The organism is Pollutimonas rozaliensis, from assembly GCF_048751585.1.
Classification (GTDB): Bacteria; Pseudomonadota; Gammaproteobacteria; order Burkholderiales; family Burkholderiaceae_B.
The window spans coordinates 168,941-194,619 of the sequence record NZ_JAZHOB010000008.1 but is presented as its reverse complement, the minus strand read 5'-3'; the positions used below and the strand labels follow the sequence as shown (position 1 = coordinate 194,619).

At 61.2% G+C, this 25,679-nt stretch carries 23 protein-coding genes; 19 read left to right on the top strand and 4 right to left on the bottom strand.

The features are described 5' to 3' along the window. Positions 1–4 precede the first annotated feature (4 nt). The 5 genes from V0R37_RS16165 (at position 5) to V0R37_RS16145 (ending at position 5,710) form a co-directional block, all read left to right on the top strand. Entirely contained in the window at positions 5–640 is a 636-nt protein-coding gene (locus tag V0R37_RS16165; RefSeq protein ID WP_420375484.1) for an RlmE family RNA methyltransferase, read from the top strand. A 122-nt stretch (positions 641–762) separates the two neighbouring features. Beyond that, complete coding sequence (ftsH, locus tag V0R37_RS16160) at positions 763–2,658, top strand: ATP-dependent zinc metalloprotease FtsH (protein WP_420375483.1); 1,896 nt, start codon at positions 763–765, stop codon at positions 2,656–2,658. 18 nt (positions 2,659–2,676) lie between these two features. After that, positions 2,677–3,516, top strand: coding sequence for a dihydropteroate synthase (gene folP / locus V0R37_RS16155; RefSeq protein WP_420375482.1), 840 nt, complete (start codon positions 2,677–2,679; stop codon positions 3,514–3,516). Beyond that, entirely contained in the window at positions 3,513–4,859 is a 1,347-nt protein-coding gene (glmM, locus tag V0R37_RS16150) for a phosphoglucosamine mutase (protein WP_420375481.1), read from the top strand. Before folP ends, glmM begins: the two co-directional genes overlap by 4 nt. A gap of 65 nt (positions 4,860–4,924) precedes the next feature. Further along, positions 4,925–5,710: a GNAT family N-acetyltransferase gene (locus V0R37_RS16145; RefSeq protein ID WP_420375480.1), complete on the top strand. Its 786-nt coding sequence runs from the start codon at positions 4,925–4,927 to the stop codon at positions 5,708–5,710. A gap of 6 nt (positions 5,711–5,716) precedes the next feature. Here V0R37_RS16145 and ppx read toward each other — a convergent pair whose 3' ends face one another. Then, the gene (ppx, locus tag V0R37_RS16140; RefSeq protein WP_420375479.1) at positions 5,717–7,207 is read right to left on the bottom strand and encodes an exopolyphosphatase; all 1,491 of its coding nucleotides are present in this window, start codon (positions 7,205–7,207) and stop codon (positions 5,717–5,719) included. Positions 7,208–7,402: 195 nt separating this feature from the next. On the opposite strand from ppx, the gene ppk1 reads away from it, so the two are divergent. From ppk1 to V0R37_RS16075, 13 genes are all read left to right on the top strand, one after another. Then, complete coding sequence (gene ppk1 / locus V0R37_RS16135) at positions 7,403–9,472, top strand: polyphosphate kinase 1 (RefSeq protein ID WP_420375478.1); 2,070 nt, start codon at positions 7,403–7,405, stop codon at positions 9,470–9,472. A 104-nt stretch (positions 9,473–9,576) separates the two neighbouring features. Continuing rightward, positions 9,577–10,620 (top strand): phosphate ABC transporter substrate-binding protein PstS, encoded by a 1,044-nt coding sequence (gene pstS / locus V0R37_RS16130; RefSeq protein WP_420375477.1) that lies wholly within the window; start codon positions 9,577–9,579, stop codon positions 10,618–10,620. A gap of 165 nt (positions 10,621–10,785) precedes the next feature. Further along, the gene (gene pstC, locus V0R37_RS16125) at positions 10,786–11,724 is read left to right on the top strand and encodes a phosphate ABC transporter permease subunit PstC (RefSeq protein WP_420375476.1); all 939 of its coding nucleotides are present in this window, start codon (positions 10,786–10,788) and stop codon (positions 11,722–11,724) included. A 15-nt stretch (positions 11,725–11,739) separates the two neighbouring features. Further along, the gene (pstA, locus tag V0R37_RS16120) at positions 11,740–12,600 is read left to right on the top strand and encodes a phosphate ABC transporter permease PstA (RefSeq protein ID WP_420375475.1); all 861 of its coding nucleotides are present in this window, start codon (positions 11,740–11,742) and stop codon (positions 12,598–12,600) included. A gap of 40 nt (positions 12,601–12,640) precedes the next feature. Then, positions 12,641–13,417 carry a phosphate ABC transporter ATP-binding protein PstB gene (pstB, locus tag V0R37_RS16115; protein ID WP_420375474.1) on the top strand — a complete coding sequence of 259 codons (777 nt, stop codon included), beginning with the start codon at positions 12,641–12,643 and terminating at the stop codon, positions 13,415–13,417. 114 nt (positions 13,418–13,531) lie between these two features. Beyond that, a complete protein-coding gene (locus V0R37_RS16110) occupies positions 13,532–14,707 on the top strand; it encodes a S8 family serine peptidase (RefSeq protein WP_420375473.1) in 1,176 nt (391 codons plus the stop codon). A 16-nt stretch (positions 14,708–14,723) separates the two neighbouring features. Then, a complete protein-coding gene (locus V0R37_RS16105; protein ID WP_420375472.1) occupies positions 14,724–14,975 on the top strand; it encodes a hypothetical protein in 252 nt (83 codons plus the stop codon). Between the two features lie 329 nt (positions 14,976–15,304). After that, complete coding sequence (locus tag V0R37_RS16100; RefSeq protein WP_420375471.1) at positions 15,305–16,681, top strand: substrate-binding protein; 1,377 nt, start codon at positions 15,305–15,307, stop codon at positions 16,679–16,681. A 62-nt stretch (positions 16,682–16,743) separates the two neighbouring features. Next, positions 16,744–17,598 carry a branched-chain amino acid ABC transporter permease gene (locus tag V0R37_RS16095; protein WP_420375470.1) on the top strand — a complete coding sequence of 285 codons (855 nt, stop codon included), beginning with the start codon at positions 16,744–16,746 and terminating at the stop codon, positions 17,596–17,598. After that, entirely contained in the window at positions 17,595–19,511 is a 1,917-nt protein-coding gene (locus V0R37_RS16090; protein WP_420375469.1) for a branched-chain amino acid ABC transporter ATP-binding protein/permease, read from the top strand. Before V0R37_RS16095 ends, V0R37_RS16090 begins: the two co-directional genes overlap by 4 nt. Further along, positions 19,508–20,212 (top strand): ABC transporter ATP-binding protein, encoded by a 705-nt coding sequence (locus tag V0R37_RS16085; RefSeq protein ID WP_420375468.1) that lies wholly within the window; start codon positions 19,508–19,510, stop codon positions 20,210–20,212. The genes V0R37_RS16090 and V0R37_RS16085 overlap by 4 nt, the downstream gene beginning before the upstream one ends. Positions 20,213–20,242: 30 nt before the next feature. Next, entirely contained in the window at positions 20,243–22,222 is a 1,980-nt protein-coding gene (acs, locus tag V0R37_RS16080; RefSeq protein WP_420375467.1) for an acetate--CoA ligase, read from the top strand. Between the two features lie 195 nt (positions 22,223–22,417). Next, positions 22,418–23,200, top strand: a complete 783-nt coding sequence (locus V0R37_RS16075) for an AraC family transcriptional regulator (RefSeq protein ID WP_420375466.1) — start codon at positions 22,418–22,420, stop codon at positions 23,198–23,200. 48 nt (positions 23,201–23,248) lie between these two features. Here the strand turns inward: V0R37_RS16075 and V0R37_RS16070 are convergent, their stop codons facing one another. The 3 genes from V0R37_RS16070 to V0R37_RS16060 form a co-directional block, all read right to left on the bottom strand. After that, positions 23,249–23,659 carry a DoxX family protein gene (locus tag V0R37_RS16070; protein ID WP_420375465.1) on the bottom strand — a complete coding sequence of 137 codons (411 nt, stop codon included), beginning with the start codon at positions 23,657–23,659 and terminating at the stop codon, positions 23,249–23,251. Positions 23,660–23,768: 109 nt separating this feature from the next. Beyond that, on the bottom strand, positions 23,769–24,239 hold the full coding sequence (locus V0R37_RS16065) for an AMP-binding protein (protein WP_420375464.1): 471 nt from the start codon (positions 24,237–24,239) through the stop codon (positions 23,769–23,771). 139 nt (positions 24,240–24,378) lie between these two features. Then, entirely contained in the window at positions 24,379–24,651 is a 273-nt protein-coding gene (locus tag V0R37_RS16060) for a hypothetical protein (RefSeq protein WP_420375463.1), read from the bottom strand. Positions 24,652–24,743: 92 nt separating this feature from the next. Here V0R37_RS16060 and V0R37_RS16055 point away from each other — a divergent pair, with 92 nt between their 5' ends. Continuing rightward, a complete protein-coding gene (locus V0R37_RS16055; RefSeq protein WP_420375462.1) occupies positions 24,744–25,679 on the top strand; it encodes a LysR substrate-binding domain-containing protein in 936 nt (311 codons plus the stop codon).

Here is a 25,679-nt window from a genome sequence, read left to right as displayed (position 1 = left end):
GGGAATGGCCAAAAAAAAATTCTCAAAAGAATGGATTCAGCAACATATTAATGATCCCTACGTCAAAATGGCGCAACAGAAGGGGTACCGGGCGCGGGCGGCTTTCAAGCTTTCCGAGATTCTCGATACCGAAAAACTGATGCGCCCCGGCGATACGGTCATCGATTTGGGTTCCGCGCCGGGCAGTTGGTCGCAAGTGGCCCGCGAGCGCCTTGTGGCTTCGGGCGGGGTCATCAATGGGCGAATCATCGCGCTTGACATGCTGCCCATGGAGCCCGTTGCCGGGGTGGAGTTCATCCAGGGCGACTTCCGCGAGGATGCCGTGCTCGAGCAATTGAAAAATATGCTTGGAGGCGCGCAGGTGGACCTTGTTATATCCGACATGGCCCCCAACTTATCAGGAGTAGGCTCGGCGGATTCAGCTAGAATTCAGCATGTGTGCGATCTGGCCCTGGATTTTGCCTGCGGGCACCTGAAGCCCGATGGCGCATTGATCGTCAAGGCCTTCCACGGCAGCGGTTTCTCGCAGATCGTCGAATCCTTCAAGCGGCACTTTCAAAAAGTCGTCGAACGCAAGCCCAAGGCATCGCGCGACAAGTCGTCCGAGACCTTTCTTGTAGGGCGGCGTTTGAAGCAGTAGGGACACAAGGGTTTTCTTAAACGCGATTCCTTCTATCGAGTAGAATGAGTCATTGACATACTTGTTTTGCTGCCGTTATTGCGGGGGTTTGGCAAGCCGAAGTTACAAGTAGGAGGTTGGCTTTGAACAACTCGTTTTCCAAGGTTGCGATCTGGATGGTGATCGCGCTGGTCCTGTTTACTGTATTCAAGCAGTTCGACGGGCGCGCGACCACGGCCGAAACCGTGACCTATACCCAATTCATGAATGACGCCCAGGCGGGCCGCATCAGCAAGGTGGATATCCAGGGCGACACCCTGTTCGTCACCCCCGATGCCGGACGCCCCTACAGCCTGACCTCGCCCGGCGATCTGTGGATGGTGCCTGAATTGGTCAAGTCCGGCGTGCAGGTTTCCGGCAAGGCTCGCGAGGAACCCTCCTTCCTGACCAGCCTGTTCATCTCGTGGTTCCCCATGCTGCTGCTGATCGGCGTATGGGTATTTTTCATGCGCCAGATGCAGGGCGGCGGCAAGGGCGGGGCGTTCAGCTTCGGCAAATCGCGCGCCCGCATGCTCGATGAGAACACCAACCATATTACGTTTGCCGATGTCGCCGGTTGCGACGAAGCCAAGGAAGACGTCCAGGAACTGGTCGACTTCCTGCGCGATCCCACCAAGTTCCAGCGCCTGGGCGGACGCATTCCGCGCGGCGTGCTGATGGTCGGCTCGCCCGGCACCGGCAAGACCTTGCTGGCCAAGGCCATTGCCGGCGAGGCCAAGGTCCCGTTCTTCAGCATCTCCGGTTCCGATTTCGTGGAAATGTTCGTTGGCGTGGGCGCGGCCCGCGTACGCGACATGTTCGAGAATGCCAAGAAGCAGGCGCCTTGCATCATCTTCATCGATGAAATCGATGCGGTCGGCCGCCAGCGCGGCGCAGGCCTGGGCGGCGGCAACGACGAACGCGAACAAACACTGAACCAGTTGCTGGTCGAGATGGACGGCTTTGAAACCGGCCAGGGCGTATTGGTGGTTGCCGCCACCAACCGTCCCGATGTGCTCGATCCGGCGCTGCTGCGCCCGGGGCGCTTCGACCGCCAGGTCGTGGTGTCCCTGCCCGATATCCGCGGACGCGAGCAAATCCTCAAGGTCCACATGCGCAAGGTGCCTCTGGCCACCAACGTCGATGCGCTGGTGCTGGCGCGCGGCACGCCCGGTTTCTCGGGCGCCGACCTGGCCAACCTCGTCAACGAAGCCGCGCTGTTCGCGGCACGCCGCAATGGCCGCACGGTCGACATGAGCGACTTCGAAAAGGCCAAGGACAAGATCATCATGGGCGCGGAGCGCCGCTCGCTGATCATGCCCGAAGAAGAACGCCGCAACACGGCTTACCACGAGTCGGGCCACGCCCTGGTCGCACGCATGCTGCCCAAGACCGATCCCGTGCACAAGGTCACCATCATTCCGCGCGGCCGCGCGCTGGGCGTGACCATGCAGTTGCCCGAAGGCGACCGCTACAGCATGGACAAGGAACGCCTGCTGAACACCATCGCCGTATTGTTCGGCGGCCGCATCGCCGAAGAGGTCTTCATGAACCAGATGACCACGGGTGCATCCAACGACTTCGAACGGGCCACGGCGATAGCGCGCGACATCGTTACGCGCTATGGCATGACCGATTCGCTGGGGCCGGTGGTCTATGCCGAAAACGAAGGCGAGGTCTTCCTTGGCCGCAGCGTGACCAAGACCACCCATGTGTCCGAAGCCACCATGCAAAAGGTCGATCACGAAATTCGCGCGATCATCGATCAGCAATACACGGTCGCGCGCAAGATCATCGAAGACAACCGCGACAAGATGGAAGCCATGACGGCAGCCTTGCTCGAATGGGAAACCATCGACGCCGACCAGATCCAGGACATCATGGAAGGCCGTCCGCCGCGTGCGCCGCAACCCCCGTCGTCCAATAACGATGCGTCGGGCACGACGCCGCCCACCGGCCTGACGTCGGCCGGGGGCAATGCCGCCGCAACGCCGGTATAGGTTTCATCCAGCACGCGAATGAGTTCATCTTTGCTTTGTGGGCGCTTCGAGCTAAGTCTCGAGCGCCCATTGATAATGGGAATCGTCAACGTCACTCCCGATTCCTTCTCGGATGGCGCTGCGCATTTTGAAACCGCCGCCGCGGTCGCGCATGCCCATGCCCTTATCGATCAAGGCGCCGACATGCTCGATATCGGGGGCGAGTCGACGCGGCCCGGTGCCGAGCCGGTCTCGATCGGGGACGAACTGGCGCGCATCCTGCCCGTGATCGAGGCCCTCAAAGGCTGCGGCCTACCCTTGTCTGTCGATACCTTCAAGCCGGAAGTCATGCGCAGCGCCCTGGCCGTGGGCGCGGACATGATCAACGACATCTATGGCTTTCGCCGCCCGGGGGCGCTGGAGGCCGTTGCGGAGTCGAACTGCGGCCTGTGCATCATGCATATGCAAGGTGAGCCCAAAACCATGCAGCAGGCGCCGCGATACGGCAATATCCTGGCCGAAGTGGAACGCTTCCTGCGCGAGCGCAGCGCGGCCGCCCTGGCCGCCGGGGTGGATCGCCGCCGCATTGTTCTGGACCCGGGATATGGCTTCGGCAAGACGCCGGCGCAAAACTACCAGTTGCTGCGGGAATTGCGGAATATAGATACTGACGGATACCCCTGGCTGATCGGCCTGTCGCGCAAATCGATGATAGGCCACGTCATCGGCCGCGAGCCGGCCGAACGCGTGTTCGGCAGCGTGGCTGCCGCGCTGGCCGCCGTGGCCCGGGGCGGACATATAGTACGTGTGCACGATGTCGCTGCGACCGTGGATGCGATAAAAGTGTGGCGAGCAATCGAACTCGGAGATTTTCTATGACAGAGCGTAAATATTTTGGCACGGACGGTGTGCGCGGCGAAGTGGGCGGACCCACGATCAATGCCGAGTTTGCGCTTCGACTGGGTTACGCCGCCGGCCGCGTGCTGGCGCGCAAGTACCCGGGGCGTGGGCGCCCGGCTGTGGTCATCGGCAAGGACACGCGTATTTCCGGCTATATGCTGGAATCCGCGCTGGAGGCGGGCCTGTCCGCCGCCGGCATCGACGTCCTGCTGGCCGGGCCCGTGCCCACGCCGGCCGTGGCCTACCTGACGCGGGCGCTTCGGCTGGTGGCGGGTATCGTCATCAGCGCTTCGCACAATCCCTATCAGGACAACGGCATCAAGTTCTTTTCGGCGCAGGGCATGAAACTGCCTGACGAGATCGAGGCCGAAATCGAAGCCGCGATCGACGAGCCGCTGGGCTGCGTCAGTTCCGAAGCGCTGGGCCGCGCCCGCCGTATCGACGATGCCGCGGGGCGTTATATCGAATTCTGCAAAAGCACGTTTCCCAACGAGCTCGACCTGTCGGGCCTGTCCATCGTCGTCGACGCCGCCAATGGCGCGGCCTACCACATTGCCCCCCATGTATTCCGCGAGCTGGGCGCCGAGGTCTTCGCCATCGGCTGCCAGCCCGACGGCCTGAATATCAATGAAGGCGTGGGGGCGATGCATCCCGAGCGCCTGGTCGAAGAAGTGAAGGCCAGGGGCGCCGACCTGGGCGTGGCGCTGGATGGCGATGCCGACCGTTTGCAGATGGTGGATGGCAGCGGGCGCCTGTATAACGGCGACGAACTGCTTTATGCGATCGTGCGCGATCGCATGACCCAGAAGCCGGTAGAGGGCGTCGTGGGCACGCTGATGACCAATTTCGGCTTCGAGAAGCAGATGGAGCAATTGGGCGTCGGCTTCGAACGGGCCAAGGTGGGCGACCGCTATGTGCTTGAAAGCATGCAGAATCGCGGCTGGCTGTATGGCGGGGAAAGCTCGGGTCATCTGCTCTGCCTGGATTGTCACACGACCGGCGACGGCATCATCGCGGCCTTGCAAGTCCTGACGGCCATGAGCCGCAGCGGACGCAAGCTGGACGACCTGGTGTCGGAGCTGAAAATGTATCCCCAGAAAATGGTCAATGTCCCATTGGCGCCCGGAACGCGGTGGCAGACGCATTCAGGCCTGCTGGCAGCCAAGGAAAGCGTGGAGCGTCAATTGAACGGACGTGGGCGGGTGCTTATACGCGCTTCGGGCACCGAGCCCAAGCTGCGCCTCATGGTCGAGGCCGAAGATGCCGCCCTGGCGGATCAAGGGGTGCAGCAGCTGCTTGCAGTGGATTTAACAAACGGGTAACGTGCTTATCAAATGCTTGAAACATTCTGCCTGCACACTACTGGAATGTTTACGGAGTTATATGCATGTTAGAGCTTGCCCGGATTCAGCCTGAAGCACCCCTTGGCACCGCCTTGCCCGATCTGGCCGCCCCCGGCGGGCTGGTCATGGGGCTGGCGCGAACCAATGAAGAGCTCGAGGCCATACAGCGCTTGCGCTACAACGTCTTCACCGAAGAAATGAATGCCGTGTTCCCGGACGCGGTCGACGGCCTGGACAGCGACCGCTACGATCCCTGGTGCGAGCACTTCATGGTCAAGGAAATCAACACGGGCCGGGTAGTGGGCACGTATCGGCTGCTGACTCCCGCCAATGCAAAAAAAGCCGGCGGCTATTATTCCGAATCCGAATTCGACCTGAGCGGCCTGGGCTCCATGCGCGACGAACTGGTCGAAGTGGGGCGTTCATGCACGCACGCCGATTACCGCAATGGTTCGGTCATCATGCTGCTCTGGTCGGGCGTAGCCACACTGGTGCAGCAGTCCGGCTTCCGATATGTGCTGGGTTGCGCCAGCGTCAGCTTGCGCGATGACGGCGTGACGGCGGCCGAGGTCTGGCGCTCCGCCAGCAAGTCCATGGCCGCCAATCCCCACTTGCCCCGCGTGGCGCCGCTGCATCGCTATCCTGTCGAACGACTGGGCAGCGAACTGCCGGCGCGCATGCCGGCCCTTATCAAGGGCTACCTGAAACTGGGTGCCACGATCTGCGGCGAACCCGCCTGGGATCCCGACTTCAATACCGCCGATTTTCCCGTCCTGCTGGATATGACGCGCATGGACATGCGCTACCGCCGCCACTTCGGCATGGAATAGACAGGCTCAGGTTTCAGCCAGGTCAAGGTCGAATCCGGCCTTGTTCCATTCGCGCTTTTCCGCTTGCAGCGAGTATTCCGACAGCGGATGCGATGCCAGCCATTTTTTATCGACGCTGATCACTATGCCTTTGCCGTTGGGCGTGATGGTCACGGGCAGGCTCTCCTGATCCTCCCGGCGGCGGGAAAGCAGTACGGCCAGCCGCAGGCAAAGCAGCGTCAATCGCCGGCCGCGGGCGAGTTCCTGCGTGGGCAGCTTGCTTATCTTGCCGTGATGGCCCAGTGCGAACAGCGCCAGCAATTGCTGATCGTCGTTGGAGAAGCCCGGCATGTCGGCGTGCTGCAGGATGTATGCGCTGTGCTTGTGGTATTCGGCATGGGCGATGCTTATGCCGATTTCATGCAGATCCGAGGCCCATCGCAGGGTGCGCTCCAGTTCCTGCTTTTCGGGGCTGTCGTCCAGGCCCAATTGATCGAAGAATTCCAGGGCGCTGCGCTTTACGCGCTCGGACTGGCGCGTATCGACATGGTAGCGCTTGATGAACTGGCGCACCGTCTCGTTGCGCTTGTCGTGTTCGGAGTCACGGCCCAGCAGGTCGTACAGCACGCCGACCCGCAAGGCGCCTTCGCCCGGAGCCATGGCCTTGATGTTCAGCTCCTGGAAGGCCGCCATCATGATGGCCAGGCCGCCCGCCAGCACGAGCGAGCGGTCATGCTTCAGGCCGGGCAGCTCGCTCATGATGACCTTGCCGTCCCGCACCAGCTTGGCCTTGAGCTTTTCCATGCCGTCCAGAGTGATGCCCTTGCGCGACATGCCGCCTTCCTGCAGCACGGCCAACAGGCCCTTGGCGGTTCCCGACGAACCGTAGGCCTCTTGCCAGCCGGTCTTGCGGTACTGCTTGGAAATGCCTTCCAGCTCGCGCCGGGCCGCCAGCTGCGCCTGCTGCATGCGCGCCTCGGTAATATGTCCGTCGGGAAAGAACTGCCGGGTATAGCTGACACAGCCCATGTACAGGGAGGACATGTGCAGTGGCTTGAAGCCCTTGCCGATGATGACTTCGGTCGATCCGCCGCCGATGTCTATCATCAGCCTGCGATTGGCCGAGGGCGGCAGTTCGTTGGTGATTCCCGAGAAAATAAGGCGGGCCTCTTCCTGCCCGGCGATGACCTCGATGGGAAAGCCCAGGGCCTCTTCCGCCCGGGGCAGGATCTGGTCCACGTTGCGCGCAATACGGAAGGTATTGGTGGCCACGGCGCGCACGCAATTCGGGTGGAAGCCGGCCAGGCGCTCGCCGAAGCGCTTCAATACCGTGATGGCCCGGGCGATGGCTTCTTCATTGATGATCTTCTGATCGTCCAGCCCCGCCGCCAGCCGCACCGATTCCTTGAGCCGGTCAATGGCATAGATTTGAGCGATGCCATCCTGCTGCACCACGCGTCCGATAGAAAGGCGGAAGCTGTTTGAGCCCAGGTCGACTGCGGCGAGTAGATGATCCATGATGCGTAGATTCGGGTGAGTATCGTGGGGATTATAGAGTCCGTGTCAATAACCAACGTTCGGATCGCTCAAGTCTGGTGAACGGAACGGGCATTTTGATAGTATGGGGTTTCAAGCGCCACAATATTCCAGGCTGTCATATAGCCGTCACAAAAATGAAGTAAAACATTCGACTATCCCGTTTCTGGCTAATTTATGCTTCCCTCATCGTCCGATCCCTCCCTGCTGAATCGTGAGCTGTCCCTGCTTAAGTTCAATGAACGGGTCTTGGCCATGGCCGAGAACCGAAGCACACCCTTGCTGGAACGGCTGCGCTATCTATGCATTGTCAGCTCCAACCTGGACGAATTTTTCGAGATACGCATTTCCAGCCTCAAGGAACAGTTGCGCCAGACGCCCGGTCTGGTCGGCGTGGACGGATACTCTCCCGGCGAGGCATTCGAGCGCGTGCAGCGTGCCGCCCACGAACTGGTCGACAAGCAGAACAGCCTGTTGACCAACCAGGTCATGCCCAAGCTTAAGGCGGAGGGCATCGCCTTGCTTGAGCCCTCGTGTTGGAGCGAAGAACTGCACGCCTGGGCGCATGCGGGCTTTCACCGCGAAGTCATGCCCATGCTGACGCCCATCGGGCTCGATCCGGCGCATCCTTTTCCGCGCGTCTACAACAAAAGCCTGAACTTCATCGTGGCCCTGTCCGGGCAGGACGCCTTCGGGCGCAGCGCCTCCATCGCGATTGTGCAGGCGCCGCGTGCGCTGCCGCGGCTGATCAAGGTGCCGCCGGAAATCGCCGGCGTTCCGCACGGTTATATCTTGCTGACGGCGCTGATCAGCGCCTTCGTCGGCGAGCTCTTTCCCGGCCTGGACGCCAAGGGCGTCTACCAGTGGCGGGTTACCCGCAACAGCGATCTGTTCGTGGATGAGGAAGAAATCACCAATCTTCGGCAAGCGCTGCAAGGCGAGCTGTCGCAGCGTAATTTCGGCGCTGCGGTCCGGCTTGAAATCGACCAATACATGCCGCCCGATCTCGAGGTCTTCCTGCAGAAGGAGTTCCTTCTGCAGCCCCAGGACACCTATCGTGTCAGCGGTCCCGTGAACCTGTCGCGCCTGATGCAGCTATGCAATGTGGTCGACCGCCCTGAACTGCTCTTTCCGGACCATCGCCCCAAGATCCCGGCGCCGTTCGATTCGGTGTCCGGCAACCCCGAAGAACTGTTCGCCGCCATTGCCGAGAAGGACCGTCTGCTGCACCATCCCTATCAATCGTTTCAGCCCGTGCTCAATTTTCTGACGGCGGCGGCCATGGACCCATCGGTCGTGGCCATCAAGCAGACCATATACCGCACCGGTGAAGATTCCGAATTGATGCGCCTGCTGTTGGCCGCCGCAAAGGCGGGCAAGGAAGTCACCGTGGTGGTCGAGCTGATGGCGCGTTTCGACGAACAGACCAACATCAATTGGGCCGCCAAGCTGGAAGAGGTGGGCGCGCACGTCAGCTACGGCGTCGTCGGCCACAAGACGCACGCGAAAATGGCACTGGTGCTGCGCCGCGAGAATGGCGGCATACGCCGCTATGGGCACCTGGGTACCGGCAACTACCATCCCCGCACCGCCCGGCTTTATACCGATTTTGGCCTGCTGACGGCCGACCAGAAGCTGTGCGAGGACATGGACAAGGTCTTTTCGCTGTTGACCGGACTGGGTGCGCGCCGGCCGCTGAAGCTGCTGCTGCAATCGCCCTTTACCCTGCATGAAACCATGGTGGCCCTGATCAAGAACGAGGTCGTGCATGCCAAGGCGGGCAGGAAGGCGCGCATCATGGCCAAGATGAACTCCCTGCTAGAGCCCATCATTATCGACGCCCTGTACAAGGCCAGCCAGGCGGGCGTGAAGGTAGACCTGATCGTGCGGGGCGCGTGCGCCTTGCGCGCCGGCGTACCCGGGCTGTCGGAAAACATTCGCGTCCGGTCCGTGATCGGCCGGTTCCTGGAGCACTCCAGGGTGTTTTACTTTTACAATGACGGGGCGGAAAACGTGTATTTATCGTCGGCCGACTGGATGGACCGGAATTTCTTCCGCCGTGTCGAAATCGGTTTCCCGGTACTCGACAAGTCCCTGAAGAAGCGTGTCATCAACGAGGCATTCATCTATGCCTTGCGCGACAATCAATTGGCCTGGCGCGCGCTGCCCAATGGCGATTACGTCAAGATAAAAAGCCGCGGCAAGCCTTTCAATCTGCATGAATGCCTGACGCAGCAGCTGAGCTAGTGAAAATGATGCGCATTGTCACGAACATGTCATATTTCCTACTTACTATATCGGTTGTGCAGGGTTGACCTGTCTTAACCAGTCTCAGTCAAGAGGATTCCTCTATGTTTAAACGCGTTCTATTGCAGGTTTCGGTCGGTATCGCTTTCGGCGCCGCTTCCTTGGCCGCCCATGCGGCCGATATCACTGGCGCGGGCGCTTCGTTCCCCTATCCCATCTACGCCAAATGGGCCGACCAATACCAAAAAGACACCGGCAACCGGGTGAACTATCAGTCCATCGGTTCGGGCGGCGGCCAGCAGCAGATCATTGCCAAGACGGTTGATTTCGGAGCATCCGACGATCCCATGAAGGCAGACGCGCTGGAAAAGAATGGTTTGTTCCAGTTCCCGGCCATTGTCGGCGGAACGGTTCCTGTCGTGAACGTCGAAGGCATCGAGCCGGGCAAGCTGAAGCTGTCGGGCCAAGTCATTGCCGATATCTTCCTGGCCAAGATCAAGAAGTGGGACGATGCCGCCATCAAGGCGCTGAACCCCGATCTGAAGCTGCCCAGCTCTTCCATCATCGTGGTGCACCGCTCCGACGGCTCGGGCACGACCTTCGGCTGGACCAACTACCTGTCCAAAGTATCGCCCGCCTGGAAGGAACAGGTCGGCGAGGGCAAGGCTGTAAAATGGCCCACAGGCCAAGGCGGTAAAGGCAACGAGGGCGTCGCCGCCTACGTTCGCCAGTTGAAGAACTCCATCGGCTACGTCGAGTACGCCTATGCCAAGCAAAACGGCCTGGCATGGACTCAGCTCAAGAACAAGGACGGCAAGTTTGTGCAGCCGACCCAAGCCGCATTCGCCGCAGCTGCAGCCAATGCCGACTGGAAGAGCGCGCCTGGCATGGGTGTGGTACTAACTGAAGAGCCCGGCGCCGAATCCTGGCCCGTTACCTCGGCCAGTTTCATCCTGGTGCATAAAAAGCAGGACAAGCCCGAAAACGGCAAGGAAGTGCTGGCATTCTTCGACTGGGCCTTCAAGAACGGCGACAAGCTGGCTGAAGAACTGGACTACGTCCCGATGCCCGACAGCGTGACGCAGCAGATCGCCGATGCCTGGAAAGCTGAAATCAAAGGCGCCGATGGTTCCGCAGTCTGGAAATAAAGGTTAAAAAGGGGGGCGATCCCCCTTTTTTCCCGGGCAAAGACGGTGCTGTCCTGATGGCGCCGTCTTTGTTGTGTAAAAATTACGGTTTGTTCCCTGCCTGCGGGTTTGTTCTCGTGTCCCAGCGCTTATGTCACCGATTCCGCGAAATGCTAGAAAATCCACATGAAAAATAATCAGAACGCGCTCATGGACTCTTTGTTCAAGAACCTGACCCGCACGTTTGCGTTCCTTGTTTTCATTTTGCTGGGCGCCATCATGGTCTCCCTGCTGTATGGCAGCCGGGAATCGATCGCCACCCACGGCATCGCCTTCCTGTGGACCAACAATTGGGACCCCGTCCAGAACGTCTATGGGGCCCTGGTGCCCATAACCGGCACCTTGCTTACCTCGGCCATTGCGCTGCTTATCGCGGTTCCGGTATCTTTCGGCATCGCGATGTTCCTGACCGAATTGTCGCCGGTATGGCTGCGCCGGCCGCTGGGCACGGCTATAGAAATGTTGGCGGCCATACCTTCGATCATCTACGGCATGTGGGGGCTGTTTGTTTTCGTCCCCTTGTTCCAGGAATACATCCAGCCCCATGTCATCGATTTCTTCGAGGGCGTGCCCGTGCTGGGCGATATTTTCGCGGGGCCGCCTTTCGGTATCGGCGTCTTCACGGCCGGGCTGATATTGTCCATCATGGTGATTCCCTTCATCACGGCCGTCATGCGCGACGTCTTCGAGCTGGTGCCGCCTTTGTTGAAGGAATCGGCTTACGGCCTTGGCAGCACGACCTGGGAGGTCGTCTGGAAGGTGGTGCTGCCCTATACCAAAAGCGGTGTGATCGGCGGCGTCATGCTGGGGCTGGGCCGCGCGCTGGGCGAAACCATGGCGGTCACCTTCGTCATCGGCAATGCCTTCAACCTGCCGTCGTCGATTTTCTCGCCGTCCAATTCCATCGCTTCGGCACTGGCCAACGAGTTCAACGAAGCGGGGGGAATGCAGAAATCCGCCTTGCTGGAACTTGGCCTGATCCTGTTCCTGATCACGACCATCGTGCTGGCTTTTTCCAAGCTCCTGTTGCTGCGCCTTGCCAAGGGCGAGGGCACTTCGCACTAAGCCGGACCCAGACTCATGTTTACTTCCGAATCCATCGTCAACACATCGAACTCGATCTACCGGCGGCGCCAACGCTTCAACAAGCTCATGCTGGGCCTGTCGGGCGCCACGGTCGTGTTCGGCCTGTTCTGGCTATGCTGGATCATCCTGACCTTGTTCACCAAGGGCGGCTCGGCCTTGTCCCTGACCCTGCTGACGGAAAGCACGCCGCCTCCCGGCGCGGACGGCGGCCTGCTCAATGCCATCATGGGCAGCATCATGATGGCCGCCGTGGCGACGATCATCGGCACGCCCATCGGTGTGCTGGCGGGAACCTATCTGGCCGAGTACGGCCAGCGCGGCTGGCTGGCGCCGGCCACGCGCTTCCTGAACGATGTGCTTTTGTCGGCGCCGTCCATCATTATCGGCCTCTTCATCTACGCCGTGTATGTGGCGCAGGTCGGCCATTATTCGGGCTGGGCGGGCGCTTTGGCGTTGGCCATACTGGTGATTCCCGTGGTGGTGCGTTCGACCGACAACATGCTGATGCTGGTGCCCAACAGTTTGCGGGAAGCCGCCGCCGCGCTGGGCTGCCCGCAATGGCGCATCGTCATGTACATCTGCTACAGGGCGGCCCGTTCGGGCATCATCACCGGCGTCCTGCTGGCGGTTGCCCGCATCTCGGGCGAAACGGCTCCATTGCTGTTTACCGCCCTGAACAATCAATTCATGTCCATGAACATGAATGCGCCCATCGCCAACCTGCCCGTGGTCATCTTCCAGTACGCGGCCAGCCCTTACGAGGACTGGAACCGCCTTGCCTGGGCGGGCGCCGTACTGATCACCTTGCTGGTGCTGGGCATAAATATTGCGGCCCGCAGCCTTTTTCGTAAATAAAACGTGGTGAAGGAGCAGCGCTCCTTGCCGGGAAACGACTATGCAAACCTCTACATCCGCCGAACGCACGAAACTGGAAGTCAAGAACCTGAACTTCTATTATGGCAAGTACCAGGCCATAAAAGACGTGAACCTGTCCATCAAGGAAAACAAGGTTACCGCGTTCATCGGCCCTTCGGGTTGCGGCAAGTCGACGCTGCTGCGCACCTTCAATCGCATGTACGAACTGTACCCGGGCCAGCGCGCCGAGGGCGAAATCAACCTGGATGGCGAAAACCTGCTGACGTCCAAGATGGATATCTCGCTGATACGGGCCAAGGTCGGCATGGTGTTTCAGAAGCCCACGCCGTTTCCCATGAGCATCTACGACAACATCGCCTTCGGCGTGCGCCTGTTCGAGAAGCTCAGCAAGGGCGAAATGGACGAGCGCGTCGAATGGGCCTTGTCCAAGGCGGCCTTGTGGAACGAAGTCAAGGACAAGCTGAATCAAAGCGGCAACGGCTTGTCCGGCGGCCAGCAACAGCGCCTTTGCATTGCGCGCGGCGTGGCCATCAAGCCCGAGGTCCTGCTGCTGGACGAGCCGTGCTCCGCGCTTGATCCGATCTCGACCGCCAAGATCGAGGAACTGATCGCCGAGATCAAGTCCGACTACACGGTGGTCATCGTTACCCACAATATGCAGCAGGCGGCCCGCTGTTCCGACTACACGGCATATATGTACCTGGGCGAACTCATGGAGTACGGCGAGACCGACCAGATCTTCGTCAAGCCCGCGCGCAAGGAAACGGAAGACTACATCACCGGCCGCTTCGGCTGATTGACATCAACGGTAGCAGTTTCGACTTGACGGTTCCCGGCCAGGCTTGCATGCTGTTTGCTACGGGAACGATGCAATGTCCTTGCATCGTTCCGTATCCGCAAGGAGAACGCCATGCCGCAAGACTCCGGCACGACAGGCCGCTATCTGGTGCTGCTTTGCAAGGACAGGCCCCAGGACGGCATCCGCAAGCTTTCCGAAGCCACGGGCGTCAGCATCGCCAGCGCCGCATCCACCGGCCAGGCGGGGCGCTCGGGCGCGCTGGGTCTGCACTGCGCGATCGTCTTTGAAAAAATAGGGGTCGCACTGCTTCATTGCGCGCCGGACCGGCAGCGCTTGCAGGATATCCGGTCCCTTCAGGACAATGACACGATTCTGGCGGTCGAGCCCGAAAGAACCGTACATGCCATTGTGGGGGCGGCGGCCGACGATATCGACGAGACGACGGTTACCTGGGGCGTGCGGGCCATAGGCGCCGACGTGTCGGCGCAGGCGGGAAACGGCGTCAAACTGGCGGTGCTCGATACGGGCATAGACGCCGGGCACCCCGATTTTTCCGGACGGCATATTGTCTCGCGTTCATTTGTGGACGGTCAGGATACGCATGACGGCAATGGCCACGGCACCCATTGCGCGGGCATCGCTTGCGGCCCCGTGGCACCCGCCGCCGCGCCGCGTTACGGGGTGGCGGGCGCCGCACAGCTCTTTGTCGGCAAGGTGCTTGGGGACGAAGGCCAGGGGGGTGACGGCGGCGTGCTGGAAGGAATCGATTGGGCCATCGAGAACCAGTGCGATATCGTGTCCATGTCGCTGGGCAGCACGCTTGCGCCCGGCCAAACCTATTCCAAGGTATTCGAAGAGGTCGCCAAGCGCGCCCTGGAAGCAGGCACAGTCATTATTGCCGCAGCGGGCAACGACAGCCGCCGACCGGATCACATTGCGCCTGTTTCCCATCCCGCGAACTGCCCTTCCATCGTGGCGGTGGCCGCGGTGGACCGCGACCTGAGGATTGCGCCTTTTTCCAGCGGCGGCCTGGTGCCGGACGGCGGCGAAGTCGATATCGCCGCCCCGGGCGTCCGCATTCTGTCCGCATGGCCGGGCGAACAGCGCTATAACACCATCAGCGGCACCAGCATGGCGACGCCCTTCGTTGCGGGCGTGGCGGCTTTGCATGCCGGCGGACAAGGCGGGCCCCGTGGCCCAGCACTGCTTCAGCGGCTACTGCAAAGCGTGACACGCCTGGACTTGCCCGAACGCGATGCCGGCGCCGGCCTGGTGAAGGCGCCCTAGGATACGGAGGCCGCAGATGGTTCGCAAGAAACTTCAGATACTGGTCGAGCACGCTTCGCTGGGACGCTTTTCGGAAATCGTCGAGGATTGCCGGCGGGCCGGCATGACGGTCGAGCGCCAAATGCGGACCGTGGGCGTTTTTTCGGGCTTTATCGAAGAAGATTCCAGGCTGGACGACATCTGCAAGGTGGCGGGCGTGCGCGAGGTCGAGGAATCCCGCGACGTCCACGGCCTTGACGGCCCCGATTCTGTAACGGCACCCAAGTAAAAGCCCGCATTCAATATCAAGGTTTACCCTCTGATTCCTTCATAAAGTCTGATTCAAGACAGTTAATGTCCTTTCCGAGTGAGTCCCGACGTATTGCTTTTGATAATCTTCGTCGCATCCGTACCCGCATACACAAATAGAAACAACAACGGATATCGCTCTTATACACGGCGAATAAAAGCATTCTTGCAGCGCTAAACGCGCCGCATGCCATAAAAATTCCCAGGTCGGTTGCATCTATTCCTTTTCAAGGGAAGGGCGCAGCTTGGCCAGAGAAGCACGGGGGATGGTTCGTAGCACGTCACAGAAGCACTCAAAGGAGATAGGAAGTGAAAGACACACATATCGATAATAACGAGACAGGCTCGACGACACGTCGCAGCTTCCTGAAAACCGGCACCGGGGTCGCGGGCGGCCTGCTGGTCCCCGGCGCATACAGTTCAGCCGCTTTTGCACAGAAGAAAGACTACCCCAAGCTGGGCAACTACCCAGAGGGCGTGGCGGGGGATACCGTGGTGGCCGGCCTTACCCTGGACCTTACCGGTCCCTATTCCGCCGAAGGGGCCGGGCAGAAGCGCGGCTTCGAACTGGCGGCCGAACTCATCAACAACGGCGATCCGCGCATCAAGAAAGTGTCGCCCCTGACCCAGAAGGGCATTCTGGGCAAGAAGATCGTGCTGGCCATCGGCGATGCCGAAACCAAGCCCAACAGCGCGGTGCAGGCGGCTACACGCTTTATCCGCCAGGACAAGGCCATGATGATTGCCGGCAGCGTCAGCAGTTCGGTCGCCATCGCTTTGCAAAATACCTGCGAACGCGCCAAAACGCTGTACTTTCCCATTATCAGCGGCTCCAGCGACACTACCGGCAAGGATTGCCGCCGCTACGGCTTCCGGCTGTGCCACCACGCTTACACAGCATCCAAGGCTATTGCGCCCGTGCTGGCCCAGGCCTACGGCAAGAAGATGAAGGCGATCCACCTGGTGCCCGACTACAACTACGGCCACTCCATCCACCACTACATGAAGCAGTTCACCGAGGAGCAGGGCTGGACGACCATCGACAACCCCCAGATACACCCGCTGGGCGCGACCGACTACAGCGCCTACCTGCTGAACATTGCCAATAGCGGCGCCGACATCCTGATCAACCACGACTACGGCGCCGACGCGGTCAACTCCGCCAAGCAGGCCCACCAGTTCGGCGTCCTGAAGAACATGAAGATGTGCGTACCCTATATGCCCGCCTACATGCTCGAGGAAGTCGGCCCGGAAATCATGGAAGGCGTGCACGGCACCATGGTCTTCTGGCATACCGAGTCAGAAAAGAACGAAATCGCCAAGGATTTCGTCGAGGCCTACGAGGCCAAGTTCAAGGCCAAGCCCCGCGATCCGGAGCATAACGCCTACATGACCATGCTGTTGTGGGCCGATGCGGTCGAGCGCGCCGGCACCTTCTACCCGGCCGCCGTCGTCGAGGCCTTCGAGGACAGCATCAACCACAAGCGTCCGTACACCATGGGCGGCGATGTCTATTTCCGCGCCGAAGACCATGACGGAGCGGCGAACTTTGCCGTGGTGCGGGGCAAGAAGCCGTCCGAAATCAAGAACAAGGACGATCTGGTCGACGTGGTCGCCGTGGCCAACGGCGTGGAAACGCTGCCGCCCATCGGTTACGCCGGCTGCAAGATGGCTCCCGCCGCCTAGTCTTTCGATACGGTTGTTTTCATAACAAGAAGGGGGACAGTATGCCTAGCCTGGGCCTATTCATGTCACAAGTGTTCAATGGTCTCGCGCTGGGGGTGCTGCTCTCCCTCATTGCGGCCGGCCTGACAATTATTTACGGCACGCTTGGTGTAATCAACTTTGCGCACGGCGCCCTGTTCGTGGTGGGCGCCTATGCCGGCTTTTCTATTTTCACGTCTACCGGCTCGTTTTTGCTTAGCATTGCCGGCGGTTCGCTGGCGGCAATGATCGTCGGCCTCATCATGGAGCGCGGCCTGATCAAGCGCTTCTACAACCGTCCCGTCGAAGACCAGATACTGGTCACCTTCGGGATCAGCATAGTCCTTGTCGAGATCATCCGCGCCATATTCGGCGGGGTCGGGCAGCGTGTGCCCGTTCCCTCGTGGGGCGAGGGCGTGGTCGACATGGGGTTCGTCGTCTACCCCCTGTACCGCATCCAGATACTGGCCATCGCGGCGGCGGCGCTGGGCCTGTGCTGGCTGGTGCTGTACCGCACGCGCCTGGGCCTCATTATCCGCTCGGGCATCGAGGACGCCCTCATGACGCGCTTGCTGGGCATCAATATCCAGCGCGCCTTCCTGGTGGTTTTCGGGGTGGGAGCGGCGGCGGCCGGATTTGCCGGCATGATCTACGCGCCCATCGTCTCCATCGTTCCCGACATGGGATTCCGGGTCCTTATCCAGTCGTTTGTCGTGGTGGTGCTGGGCGGGGTCGGGTCTTTCCCCGGGGCCATTCTTGGTGGGTTGATCGCGGGCCAGATCCTTAGCCTGACATCGCTGTTCAATCCGGTCTATTCCGATGTCATGCTGTTCGCAGCCATGGCGCTGGTACTTATATTGCGGCCACAAGGTCTGCTGGGTGTGGAGGGCAGGGCATGAGCCAGTCTGATAATTCCGTTGCCATCGAAGCCGGCGCAAAGGCGCCGCAAGGCCCGGCTCCCGAGGCGGCCGCAAGGCCGGCCGGGGCCCTGCGGCGCCGCTATGGAGTCGAATTCATAACCGCCATGGTGCTCTGCGCGGCGCCTTTCCTGGCTCCGCTGATCGGCGCCGGTCCCGATCTGCTGGGCCGGGTGCTTATATGGGGCCTGTTCGGCCTGGGCTTCGACCTGCTGTTCGGCTATGCCGGCCTCTTGTCATTCGGGCAGGCCGCGTTCTACGGTACCGGCAGCTTCGTCACCGCCTACCTGCTTACCACCGGCATCATTCCCAACATGCTGCTGGCACTGGTCGTGGCCATGCTGGTGTCATCCGTGCTGGGCTTGCTCATCGGCTATCTGACCCTGCGCCGCAGCGGCATCTACTTCGCCATGAGCACGCTGGCCTTCGCCGAAATGATCTATTTCCTTGAGTTCGGTCCGCTGCGCGACTGGACCGGGGGCGAGAACGGCATACCCGGCATTCCCGAGCCCGCCATAGACCTGGGTTTCTTCAGCTATGTGATCCAGCCAGGCTGGCCCATGTACACCTTTCTGGCGGCCATGTTCTTCCTGGGTTTCGTCATCGCCCGGCGCATCTCGCTATCCCCGTTCGGCGTCATCCTGACCGCCATCCGCGGCAATCCTATACGGGCCATGGCGGTGGGCCATCGCATACAGCGCTACAAGCTGGCGGTGTTCGTCGTCGCGGCGGCCTACGGCGGCGTGGCGGGCGGCCTGCTGGGCCTATTCCAGGGCTATATGCCGCCCGACGCCTTCAATCTGCACACCTCGGCGGAGCTCGTCATCCAGACCGTCATGGGCGGCGCGGGCACCTTGTTCGGACCCTTGCTGGGCGCACTGATCTGGCTTTACCTGTTCGAAGTCCTGCAATTCGTGGAAGCGGTGGGTCCTTATTGGAGACTGATACTGGGGGTCATCTTCGTGATCCTGGTCACGGTGTTCCGCCGCGGCATTTGCGGCGAGTTCATCGCCTGGCGCGACAAGCGCATGACGCGGCGCCTGGACCGGGCCATAGACACCCGTTCCAGCCATGGCGGGGGGCAGCGCGGGCAGGGCGTGCAGCTGCTGATGCGCAAGTCCGTATCGGCCGCCCCGGGCGTTCCCGTGCTTCAGGCCAACAACATTGCCAAGCATTATGGCGGGCTCAAGGCCGTCAAGGGCGTCTCGATCGCCGTGCAGGAAGGCGAGCTGCGCGGCCTGATCGGGCCAAATGGCGCCGGCAAGTCCACCTTCTTCAAGATGCTGGCGGGCGAAATCGAGCCCACCAGCGGCGAGGTCTTCCTGCGCGGCGGCAATATCACCGGCATCGGCGTCACGCAGGTTTGCCAGATGGGCATGAGCAAAAGCTACCAGGTCAACGAGCTGTTCGATGCCCTGACCGTGCGGCAGAACATCTTGATGTCCGTACTCGGGCAGAAGCGCGGCTCCTTCCGTTTCGATGCCTTGGCCAGCCTTAATGGCGTCAGCGGCTATGGCGAGCAGGTCGAGGCGGCAATGGAGCTGGTCGAGCTTTCCCACAAGGCCGACACCCCGGTCCACGAGCTGTCCTACGGCGAGAAGCGCCGGGTGGAAATCGGCCTGGCTCTTGCAACGGGTGCGAACGTCCTGCTGCTGGACGAACCCCTGGCGGGGATGAGTCCCGAAGAACGCGTGCATGCGGTGGCATTGCTCAAGAGCATCCGGCGCGGGCGCACCGTTCTTATTGTCGAGCACGACATGGACGCGATGTTCGAGCTGGCCGACAAGATCACCGTGCTGTACGACGGAAATTTCCTCGCGGAAGGCACCCCGCAAGAGATTCAAACCAACAAGGCGGTGCAGGAAGCATATCTCGGAGGCGTGGAAGAATCATGAATCTGCTCGAAGTCAACGGCATCAATACCTTTTACGGCGATTCGCATATTTTGTTCGATGTGTCGCTCGAGGTCCGCGAGAACGAGGTCGTGGCTCTGCTGGGCCGCAACGGCGCCGGCAAGTCCACCTTGTTGAAAACGCTGGCGGGGGCGCTTGCCCCCCAGTCGGGCAGCATTACGTTTGCGGGCACGCCCATCCACAAGATGCAGGCCCACGAAATTGCCCGGCTGGGCCTGCAGCTGGTTCCCGAAGAGCGCCGGGTCATAGGCGGCATAACCGTCCATGAAAACCTTCAGTTGGCCGCAATGACGGCCAAGAAGCCCCTGGGTTACGACGAAATCTATCGCACTTTCCCCCGGTTGGACGAACGGCGGACCAACAAGGGACGCGAGCTGTCGGGGGGCGAGCAACAAATGGTGGCGATTGCGCGCGCCATGATCCGCGACGCGCGCCTGATCCTGCTGGACGAGCCCTTCGAAGGGCTTGCGCCGCTTATCGTGCGCGACCTCATGAACGTATGCCAGGACTTGGCCAAGCAGGGCCGCACCATCGTCGTGGTCGAGCAGAACGTCACGGCGGCGCTGTCCATGGCCGACCGTTGCTATCTGCTCAATACCGGCCATGTGGTGTTTGGCGGAACGTCTCAAGAGCTGCAGCAAAAGCCCGAAATCACCAATCGCTACCTTGGGGCAGCAGCGTGAGTCCATGTATTTGTAGAAGGAGAATAAGCCATGTCGTCCACCATTGATTCCATACTTGTCGAAAGCCGCGTCTTTCCGCCGTCGGCCAAGACGATCGCGGGAGCGGCGATATCCGGCATGGAAAACTATAAGGCGCTGTGCGATGAAGCCGAGCGCGATTTCGAGGGCTTCTGGACCAGGCTCGCCCGCGAGCACCTTCAATGGCGCAAGCCGTTCACCCGGGTCCTGGATGAATCGAATGCGCCGTTCTACACCTGGTTCGACGATGGCGAGCTTAACGTTTCCGAAAACTGCCTGGATGTCCACCTGGAAAACGGCAATGCCGACAAGGTGGCGCTTGTTTTCGAGGCCGATGACGGCGCGGTGCAACAGGTCACCTACCGGCAGTTGCATGCACGCGTTTGCCGCATCGCCAATGGCTTCAAGGAATTGGGCTATGCGAAGGGCGACAGGGCCGTCATCTATCTGCCCATGTCCATCGAAGCCATCGCCACCATGCAGGCCTGCGCAAGGCTGGGCATAACCCATTCCGTGGTGTTCGGCGGATTTTCGGCCAAGAGCCTGCACCAGCGCATCGTCGACGTGGGCGCCACCCTGGTCATTACCGCCGACGCGCAACTGCGCGGAGGCCGCGCCATCCCCCTGAAGGCCGCCGTGGACGAAGCGTTGGCCGATGAGGGCGGCGAGATCGTCGGCAAGGTCGTGGTGTATCGGCGCGCCGGCATCGAGATTGACTGGAACGATGCGCGCGACGTATGGCTGCACGATCTGGAGAACGGGCAGTCCGATCAATGCGAGGCGGTGGCGGTCGAGTCCGAGCATCCCTTGTTCATCCTGTACACCTCGGGGTCCACCGGCAAGCCCAAGGGCGTGCAGCATTCGTCGGCGGGTTACCTGCTGTGGGCGTCCTTGACCACGCAATGGGTGTTCGACACCCGGCCCGACGATGTGTTCTGGTGCACCGCCGACGTGGGCTGGGTTACCGGCCATACCTATATTGCCTACGGAACCCTGGCGGCGGGACTGACACAGGTCGTTTTCGAGGGCATACCCACTTATCCGGATGCCGGCCGCTTCTGGAAAATGATCGAGCGCCACAAGGTCAGTATTTTCTATACGGCCCCCACCGCCATACGTTCCCTGATCAAGGCCGCGCAGGCCGATCCCGGCACGCATCCGCAGCGCCACGATCTTTCCAGCCTGCGTCTGCTGGGTTCGGTCGGCGAACCCATCAATCCGGAAGCCTGGATCTGGTACTACAACAATGTGGGCAACGGCCGTTGCCCCATTGTCGACACCTGGTGGCAAACCGAGACCGGCGGCCACATCCTGACGCCCCTGCCGGGCGCCACGCCGCTGAAACCGGGCTCTTGCACCTTGCCGCTGCCCGGCATATCCACGGGCGTGGTCGACGAGGCCGGCAACGAAGTTCCCTCGGGGCGAGGCGGCTTCCTGGTCATCAAGAAGCCCTGGCCCGCCATGATACGAGCGGTCTGGGGAGACCCGGAGCGTTTCAGGAACAGCTATTTTCCGGCTGATCTGAAAGGCTACTACCTGGCCGGCGACAACGCCCAGCGCGACGCCGACGGCTATTACTGGATCATGGGCCGCACCGACGACGTGCTCAGCGTATCGGGCCATCGCCTGGGCGGGACGGAAATCGAATCGGCCCTGGTGGCGCACGAGCTGGTGGCGGAGGCCGCGGTGGTGGGCCGCCCTGACGCCACCACCGGCGAGGCCATCGTGGCCTTCATCATGCTCAAGGTTCCCGTGCCCGACGGCAAGCAGGCGGAAGCCATCGCCAAGCGGCTGCGCGACTGGGTGGCCAACGAAGTCGGCCCTATTGCTAAGCCGCGCGATATACGCTTTGGCAACAATCTGCCCAAGACCCGCTCCGGAAAGATCATGCGCCGCCTGTTGCGCGTGGTGGCCGAAGGCAAAGAGGTCACGCAGGATGTGTCCACGCTGGAGAACCCCGACGTCTTGAAGCAGTTCACCGGAGTCTATTGAAAGGAAGGCGGAAAAAGGGCTGGCCGGCTTAAAGTCAAGGGCGGCCAGCCCTTTAAAAGTGGGGGTTTTCCTCCATGGCTATAACTACGCGTCTCTTTAGAATCAAGGCACGAATGAGCGCGATACATTGCGAATCGGTCGTCTTGATCATTATGTGTTGTAAGGCCATTGTGTATTGGGGGGTAGGGATTCGTAATGGAGTCGCAATTGAACAGCGGCGCGGCCTATCGCGGCGGTGTGCTGGCCGGCGGCCTTAGCAGGGATTTCGCCGATTCAACCATACTGACCGATCATTCCCACGAGATGGGTCAGCTCAAATTCGCCCTGAGCGGCGTCATGGTGGTGGCCAGCACCGAAGGCCATTGGGTCGTGCCGCCAACACGGGCGCTTTGGCTTGCGCCCAATGTGCAGCATCGCGTGCGCATGCTGGGCAAGGTCAGGCTACGCTCGGTTTTCGTCAATCCGGAATACTTGCATGGATTGCCGCCACGCAGCTGTCTGCTGCCGGCAACGCCGCTGTTCCGCGAGGTCATTACGGCGGTTGCCGGCTCCACATCCATAGCGCTGGCCAGCCGCCGGACCCGGCTGCTGATGGACCTGCTGCTCGAGGAGCTCACCGAAGAGTCCGTGACACCGCTACATCTGCCCGCACCGCGCGATCATCGGCTGGCGCGCATATGCACCCATATCCAGGAACATCTGGACGACATGAAGACCCTGCGGGAATGGTCCAAGGAACTGGGCTACGACCAACGCACCCTGCATCGCCTGTTCATGCAGGAACTGGGCATGTCCTTCCTGCAATGGCGCCAGCAGGCCAAGCTGCTGGCCGCCCTGGAGTGGCTGGCGGAAGGCCGTCAGGTACTGGGCATTGCGCTCGATCTGGGCTACCAGACGCAAAGTGCGTTTACGGCCATGTTCAAGCGCAATCTGGGTATTACGCCCAGCGACTTTGTCAGGTCGATGGCCGACACGTAGAATCCGGCGCAGCCACGCCGAAGCGCAGCGTTCGGATGACGTCCGAACTCAGTTCCAGCTTCCGCCTTTGCCGCCCATGCTGTAGCGGCCGGCTCCCAGCAAGGCAACGGCCAGGCTGCCGAACAGGAACAGCCCTTGAAGCTCCAGGCGCCATCCTCCGGTACCGGCCAGCTGGAATACATGGCCGGCGTGTGCCAGGGCAATGGCGACCAGCATGTTCAAGACGATCAGCAAGCCCCCCAGGCGGGTGTAGAAGCCCAGAATAAGAAGCAGCGGCGCAATCACTTCACCCAAATATACCGCCCATGCAAAGAAGGCCGGCATTCCGCGCGCCACGATCATGGATTCGATCGGGCCTATGCCATTGAGCAGCTTTGCGATGCCATGAAAAAGAATCAGCACGCCTATGGTCAGGCGCAAAATCAGCTTGCCCAGGTCGTCGAGGGTGGTCGGGGACATTTGGTACTCCGTTGTAGAGAAATGAAATCGGGCGCCAGCCTGGCCGGCTGGCACACATTATAGGAGGGGCATGCCGCGGCGCACGCCGCTGCGGGCGGACGGGGGCGGACTATTCGCCTTTCGCTTTCGCCAGCGCCTGATCCAGCAAGCCAGGCTCATAGGAAATGAACTCGTGGCCCCGGTAAGTGCGGACCAGGCCCTCGAACTGCGAGAAATTGATCTTGAGTTCGTCATCGCAGTGGATCAACTGATCGCCCTTGTCGTCCACGATGACGGCGGTGGGATGCACGTCGCTCAGCAACTGGTGCAACTGTTCGGTGGTGCTTTCACAATTGAGCGGAACGAGTATCTTGCCAGCCTCCAGGATGGCCAGGACACTGATCAGATATTCCAGTGAATGGGTGGCCGCGCACAAGGCGACGCGCGCGCCCGGGGTGGGGTCCTTCATTTGCAGCGCTACGGCCAGCGCCTTTGCGGCGGTTGCCAGCTCGGCATAAGTGACCTGGCTGTCGGTATCCTCGATGGCGACCTTCTCGCCATGCTGTTCGATCATGTTGTGCAGGAAATCAAGGGTAAGCATCTTTCTGCGGCCTATGCGTATTGACGGAATCCAGTGAGTATAGAGATCATTAACCGTAATTCCAGCCATAAAGCGCTAGGGTTTCCCCTTGTTTCCCATAAGGCGGCCGGCTCCCGCCCGTCCCCGGACTTCCTTGGCATCAGCGTAGCCGCAGGTCGGTCAGCCGCTTTGCCGCCAGACTCTGGCGATGCCGGACTTCAGACATCAGCCAGGCCGGCGCGCCAATATCCCTCAGCGTATGCTCGTCCATGCCGGCTACGGCGTCGATGGCGCTGATCCATGGGTCGCGGGCGGCTCTGCGTGTAGCGGCTTTCCGAACGGAGAGCCAAAGGCGCAGGCGCGCCAGAATGGAACGCTGCGGCGGGGCGGCGCCATCGAGGATGCGGCGGGCTTCGCAATTCAGGACTGCCATGCATTTCTCCTTAGTCTGTGTGACTCGTTTGGTAAGAATAATCTTCCAGCTCTCTACTGTGAATTGACTTGTTCTACATAGATTGGTTGGTTATGCTTACCAGCATGAGCCGACTGCCCTTGAACACCTTGCCCGCCTTTCGCGCGGCCGCCGAACTCCAGAACTTGCGCGCGGCGGCCGATGCGCTGCACCTGACGCATAGCGCCATCAGCCAGCAGATACGCGTCCTGGAAGAGCAACTGAGCTTTCCCTTGTTCGAACGCAGGGGGCGCCGCGTGGTGCTGAATCCGGCCGGCGAAGCCTTGCTGCGTGCCGTGCAGGGCGCGATGGCTCAACTGGACGATGGCGTACAGGCCGCCGCCGCGGCAGTCTGCGCGCTGGAGCAGCGCCTGCGGGTAACGGTGCTGCCTTCGTTCGCCCAGCGTTGGCTGCTGCCCCGCATGCATCGATGGCGCGAGCGGCATCCCGATCTGGCGCTTGAAATTGATGTTTCCCAGCAGGCGGTGGATTTGCAGCGGGAAGGTTTTCATGCGGCCCTGCGGCAGGGGGTGGGGCCGTGGCCGGGTCTGGTGTCCGAGCGCCTGTTCGATGCCCCCATGCCGTTGGTGGTGGTAGGCTGCGCCATCGACGCGCGGCGTTTGCTGGGTCAGCCGCCGGCGGCGCTATTGCGGGAACCCTTGCTCGGAGAGCGGGAGGTATGGCGACGGTGGTTTGAAGCGGCCGGGGTGCGCGCCCAGGTGACGCCCGTGGCGCAGTTCAACGATATGGGGCTGATGCTGCAGGCGGCGGAGCAAGGCATCGGTTTGACCCTCGCCCGCGAATTGCTGGCGGCCGACGCCATCCGTGACGGCCGCTTGATCAAGCTTTCGCCGATCGGGGTGGAATACGAAACCGGGCATACCTATCACCTTGTCTATCCGCCGGCGCTGCGCGATTGGCAGCCCTTGGCCGCCTTGCGCGCATGGATAAGCGATGAGCTGGAGCAGTCGCGCCAGTCTTTGGAGAACGCCGACAGCAATGCCTCTTGA

What these genes read in the sequence shown, in the direction of transcription:
- V0R37_RS16165 (WP_420375484.1), top strand. Translation starts at nt 5, where the DNA reads ATGGCCAAAAAAAAATTCTCAAAAGAATGGATTCAGCAACATATTAAT.
- folP (WP_420375482.1), top strand. Translation starts at nt 2,677, where the DNA reads ATGAGTTCATCTTTGCTTTGTGGGCGCTTCGAGCTAAGTCTCGAGCGC.
- glmM (WP_420375481.1), top strand. Translation starts at nt 3,513, where the DNA reads ATGACAGAGCGTAAATATTTTGGCACGGACGGTGTGCGCGGCGAAGTG.
- V0R37_RS16145 (WP_420375480.1), top strand. Translation starts at nt 4,925, where the DNA reads ATGTTAGAGCTTGCCCGGATTCAGCCTGAAGCACCCCTTGGCACCGCC.
- ppx (WP_420375479.1), bottom strand. Translation starts at nt 7,207, where the DNA reads ATGGATCATCTACTCGCCGCAGTCGACCTGGGCTCAAACAGCTTCCGC.
- ppk1 (WP_420375478.1), top strand. Translation starts at nt 7,403, where the DNA reads ATGCTTCCCTCATCGTCCGATCCCTCCCTGCTGAATCGTGAGCTGTCC.
- pstS (WP_420375477.1), top strand. Translation starts at nt 9,577, where the DNA reads ATGTTTAAACGCGTTCTATTGCAGGTTTCGGTCGGTATCGCTTTCGGC.
- pstC (WP_420375476.1), top strand. Translation starts at nt 10,786, where the DNA reads ATGAAAAATAATCAGAACGCGCTCATGGACTCTTTGTTCAAGAACCTG.
- pstA (WP_420375475.1), top strand. Translation starts at nt 11,740, where the DNA reads ATGTTTACTTCCGAATCCATCGTCAACACATCGAACTCGATCTACCGG.
- pstB (WP_420375474.1), top strand. Translation starts at nt 12,641, where the DNA reads ATGCAAACCTCTACATCCGCCGAACGCACGAAACTGGAAGTCAAGAAC.
- V0R37_RS16110 (WP_420375473.1), top strand. Translation starts at nt 13,532, where the DNA reads ATGCCGCAAGACTCCGGCACGACAGGCCGCTATCTGGTGCTGCTTTGC.
- V0R37_RS16105 (WP_420375472.1), top strand. Translation starts at nt 14,724, where the DNA reads ATGGTTCGCAAGAAACTTCAGATACTGGTCGAGCACGCTTCGCTGGGA.
- V0R37_RS16095 (WP_420375470.1), top strand. Translation starts at nt 16,744, where the DNA reads ATGTCACAAGTGTTCAATGGTCTCGCGCTGGGGGTGCTGCTCTCCCTC.
- V0R37_RS16090 (WP_420375469.1), top strand. Translation starts at nt 17,595, where the DNA reads ATGAGCCAGTCTGATAATTCCGTTGCCATCGAAGCCGGCGCAAAGGCG.
- V0R37_RS16085 (WP_420375468.1), top strand. Translation starts at nt 19,508, where the DNA reads ATGAATCTGCTCGAAGTCAACGGCATCAATACCTTTTACGGCGATTCG.
- acs (WP_420375467.1), top strand. Translation starts at nt 20,243, where the DNA reads ATGTCGTCCACCATTGATTCCATACTTGTCGAAAGCCGCGTCTTTCCG.
- V0R37_RS16075 (WP_420375466.1), top strand. Translation starts at nt 22,418, where the DNA reads ATGGAGTCGCAATTGAACAGCGGCGCGGCCTATCGCGGCGGTGTGCTG.
- V0R37_RS16070 (WP_420375465.1), bottom strand. Translation starts at nt 23,659, where the DNA reads ATGTCCCCGACCACCCTCGACGACCTGGGCAAGCTGATTTTGCGCCTG.
- V0R37_RS16065 (WP_420375464.1), bottom strand. Translation starts at nt 24,239, where the DNA reads ATGCTTACCCTTGATTTCCTGCACAACATGATCGAACAGCATGGCGAG.
- V0R37_RS16060 (WP_420375463.1), bottom strand. Translation starts at nt 24,651, where the DNA reads ATGGCAGTCCTGAATTGCGAAGCCCGCCGCATCCTCGATGGCGCCGCC.
- V0R37_RS16055 (WP_420375462.1), top strand. Translation starts at nt 24,744, where the DNA reads ATGCTTACCAGCATGAGCCGACTGCCCTTGAACACCTTGCCCGCCTTT.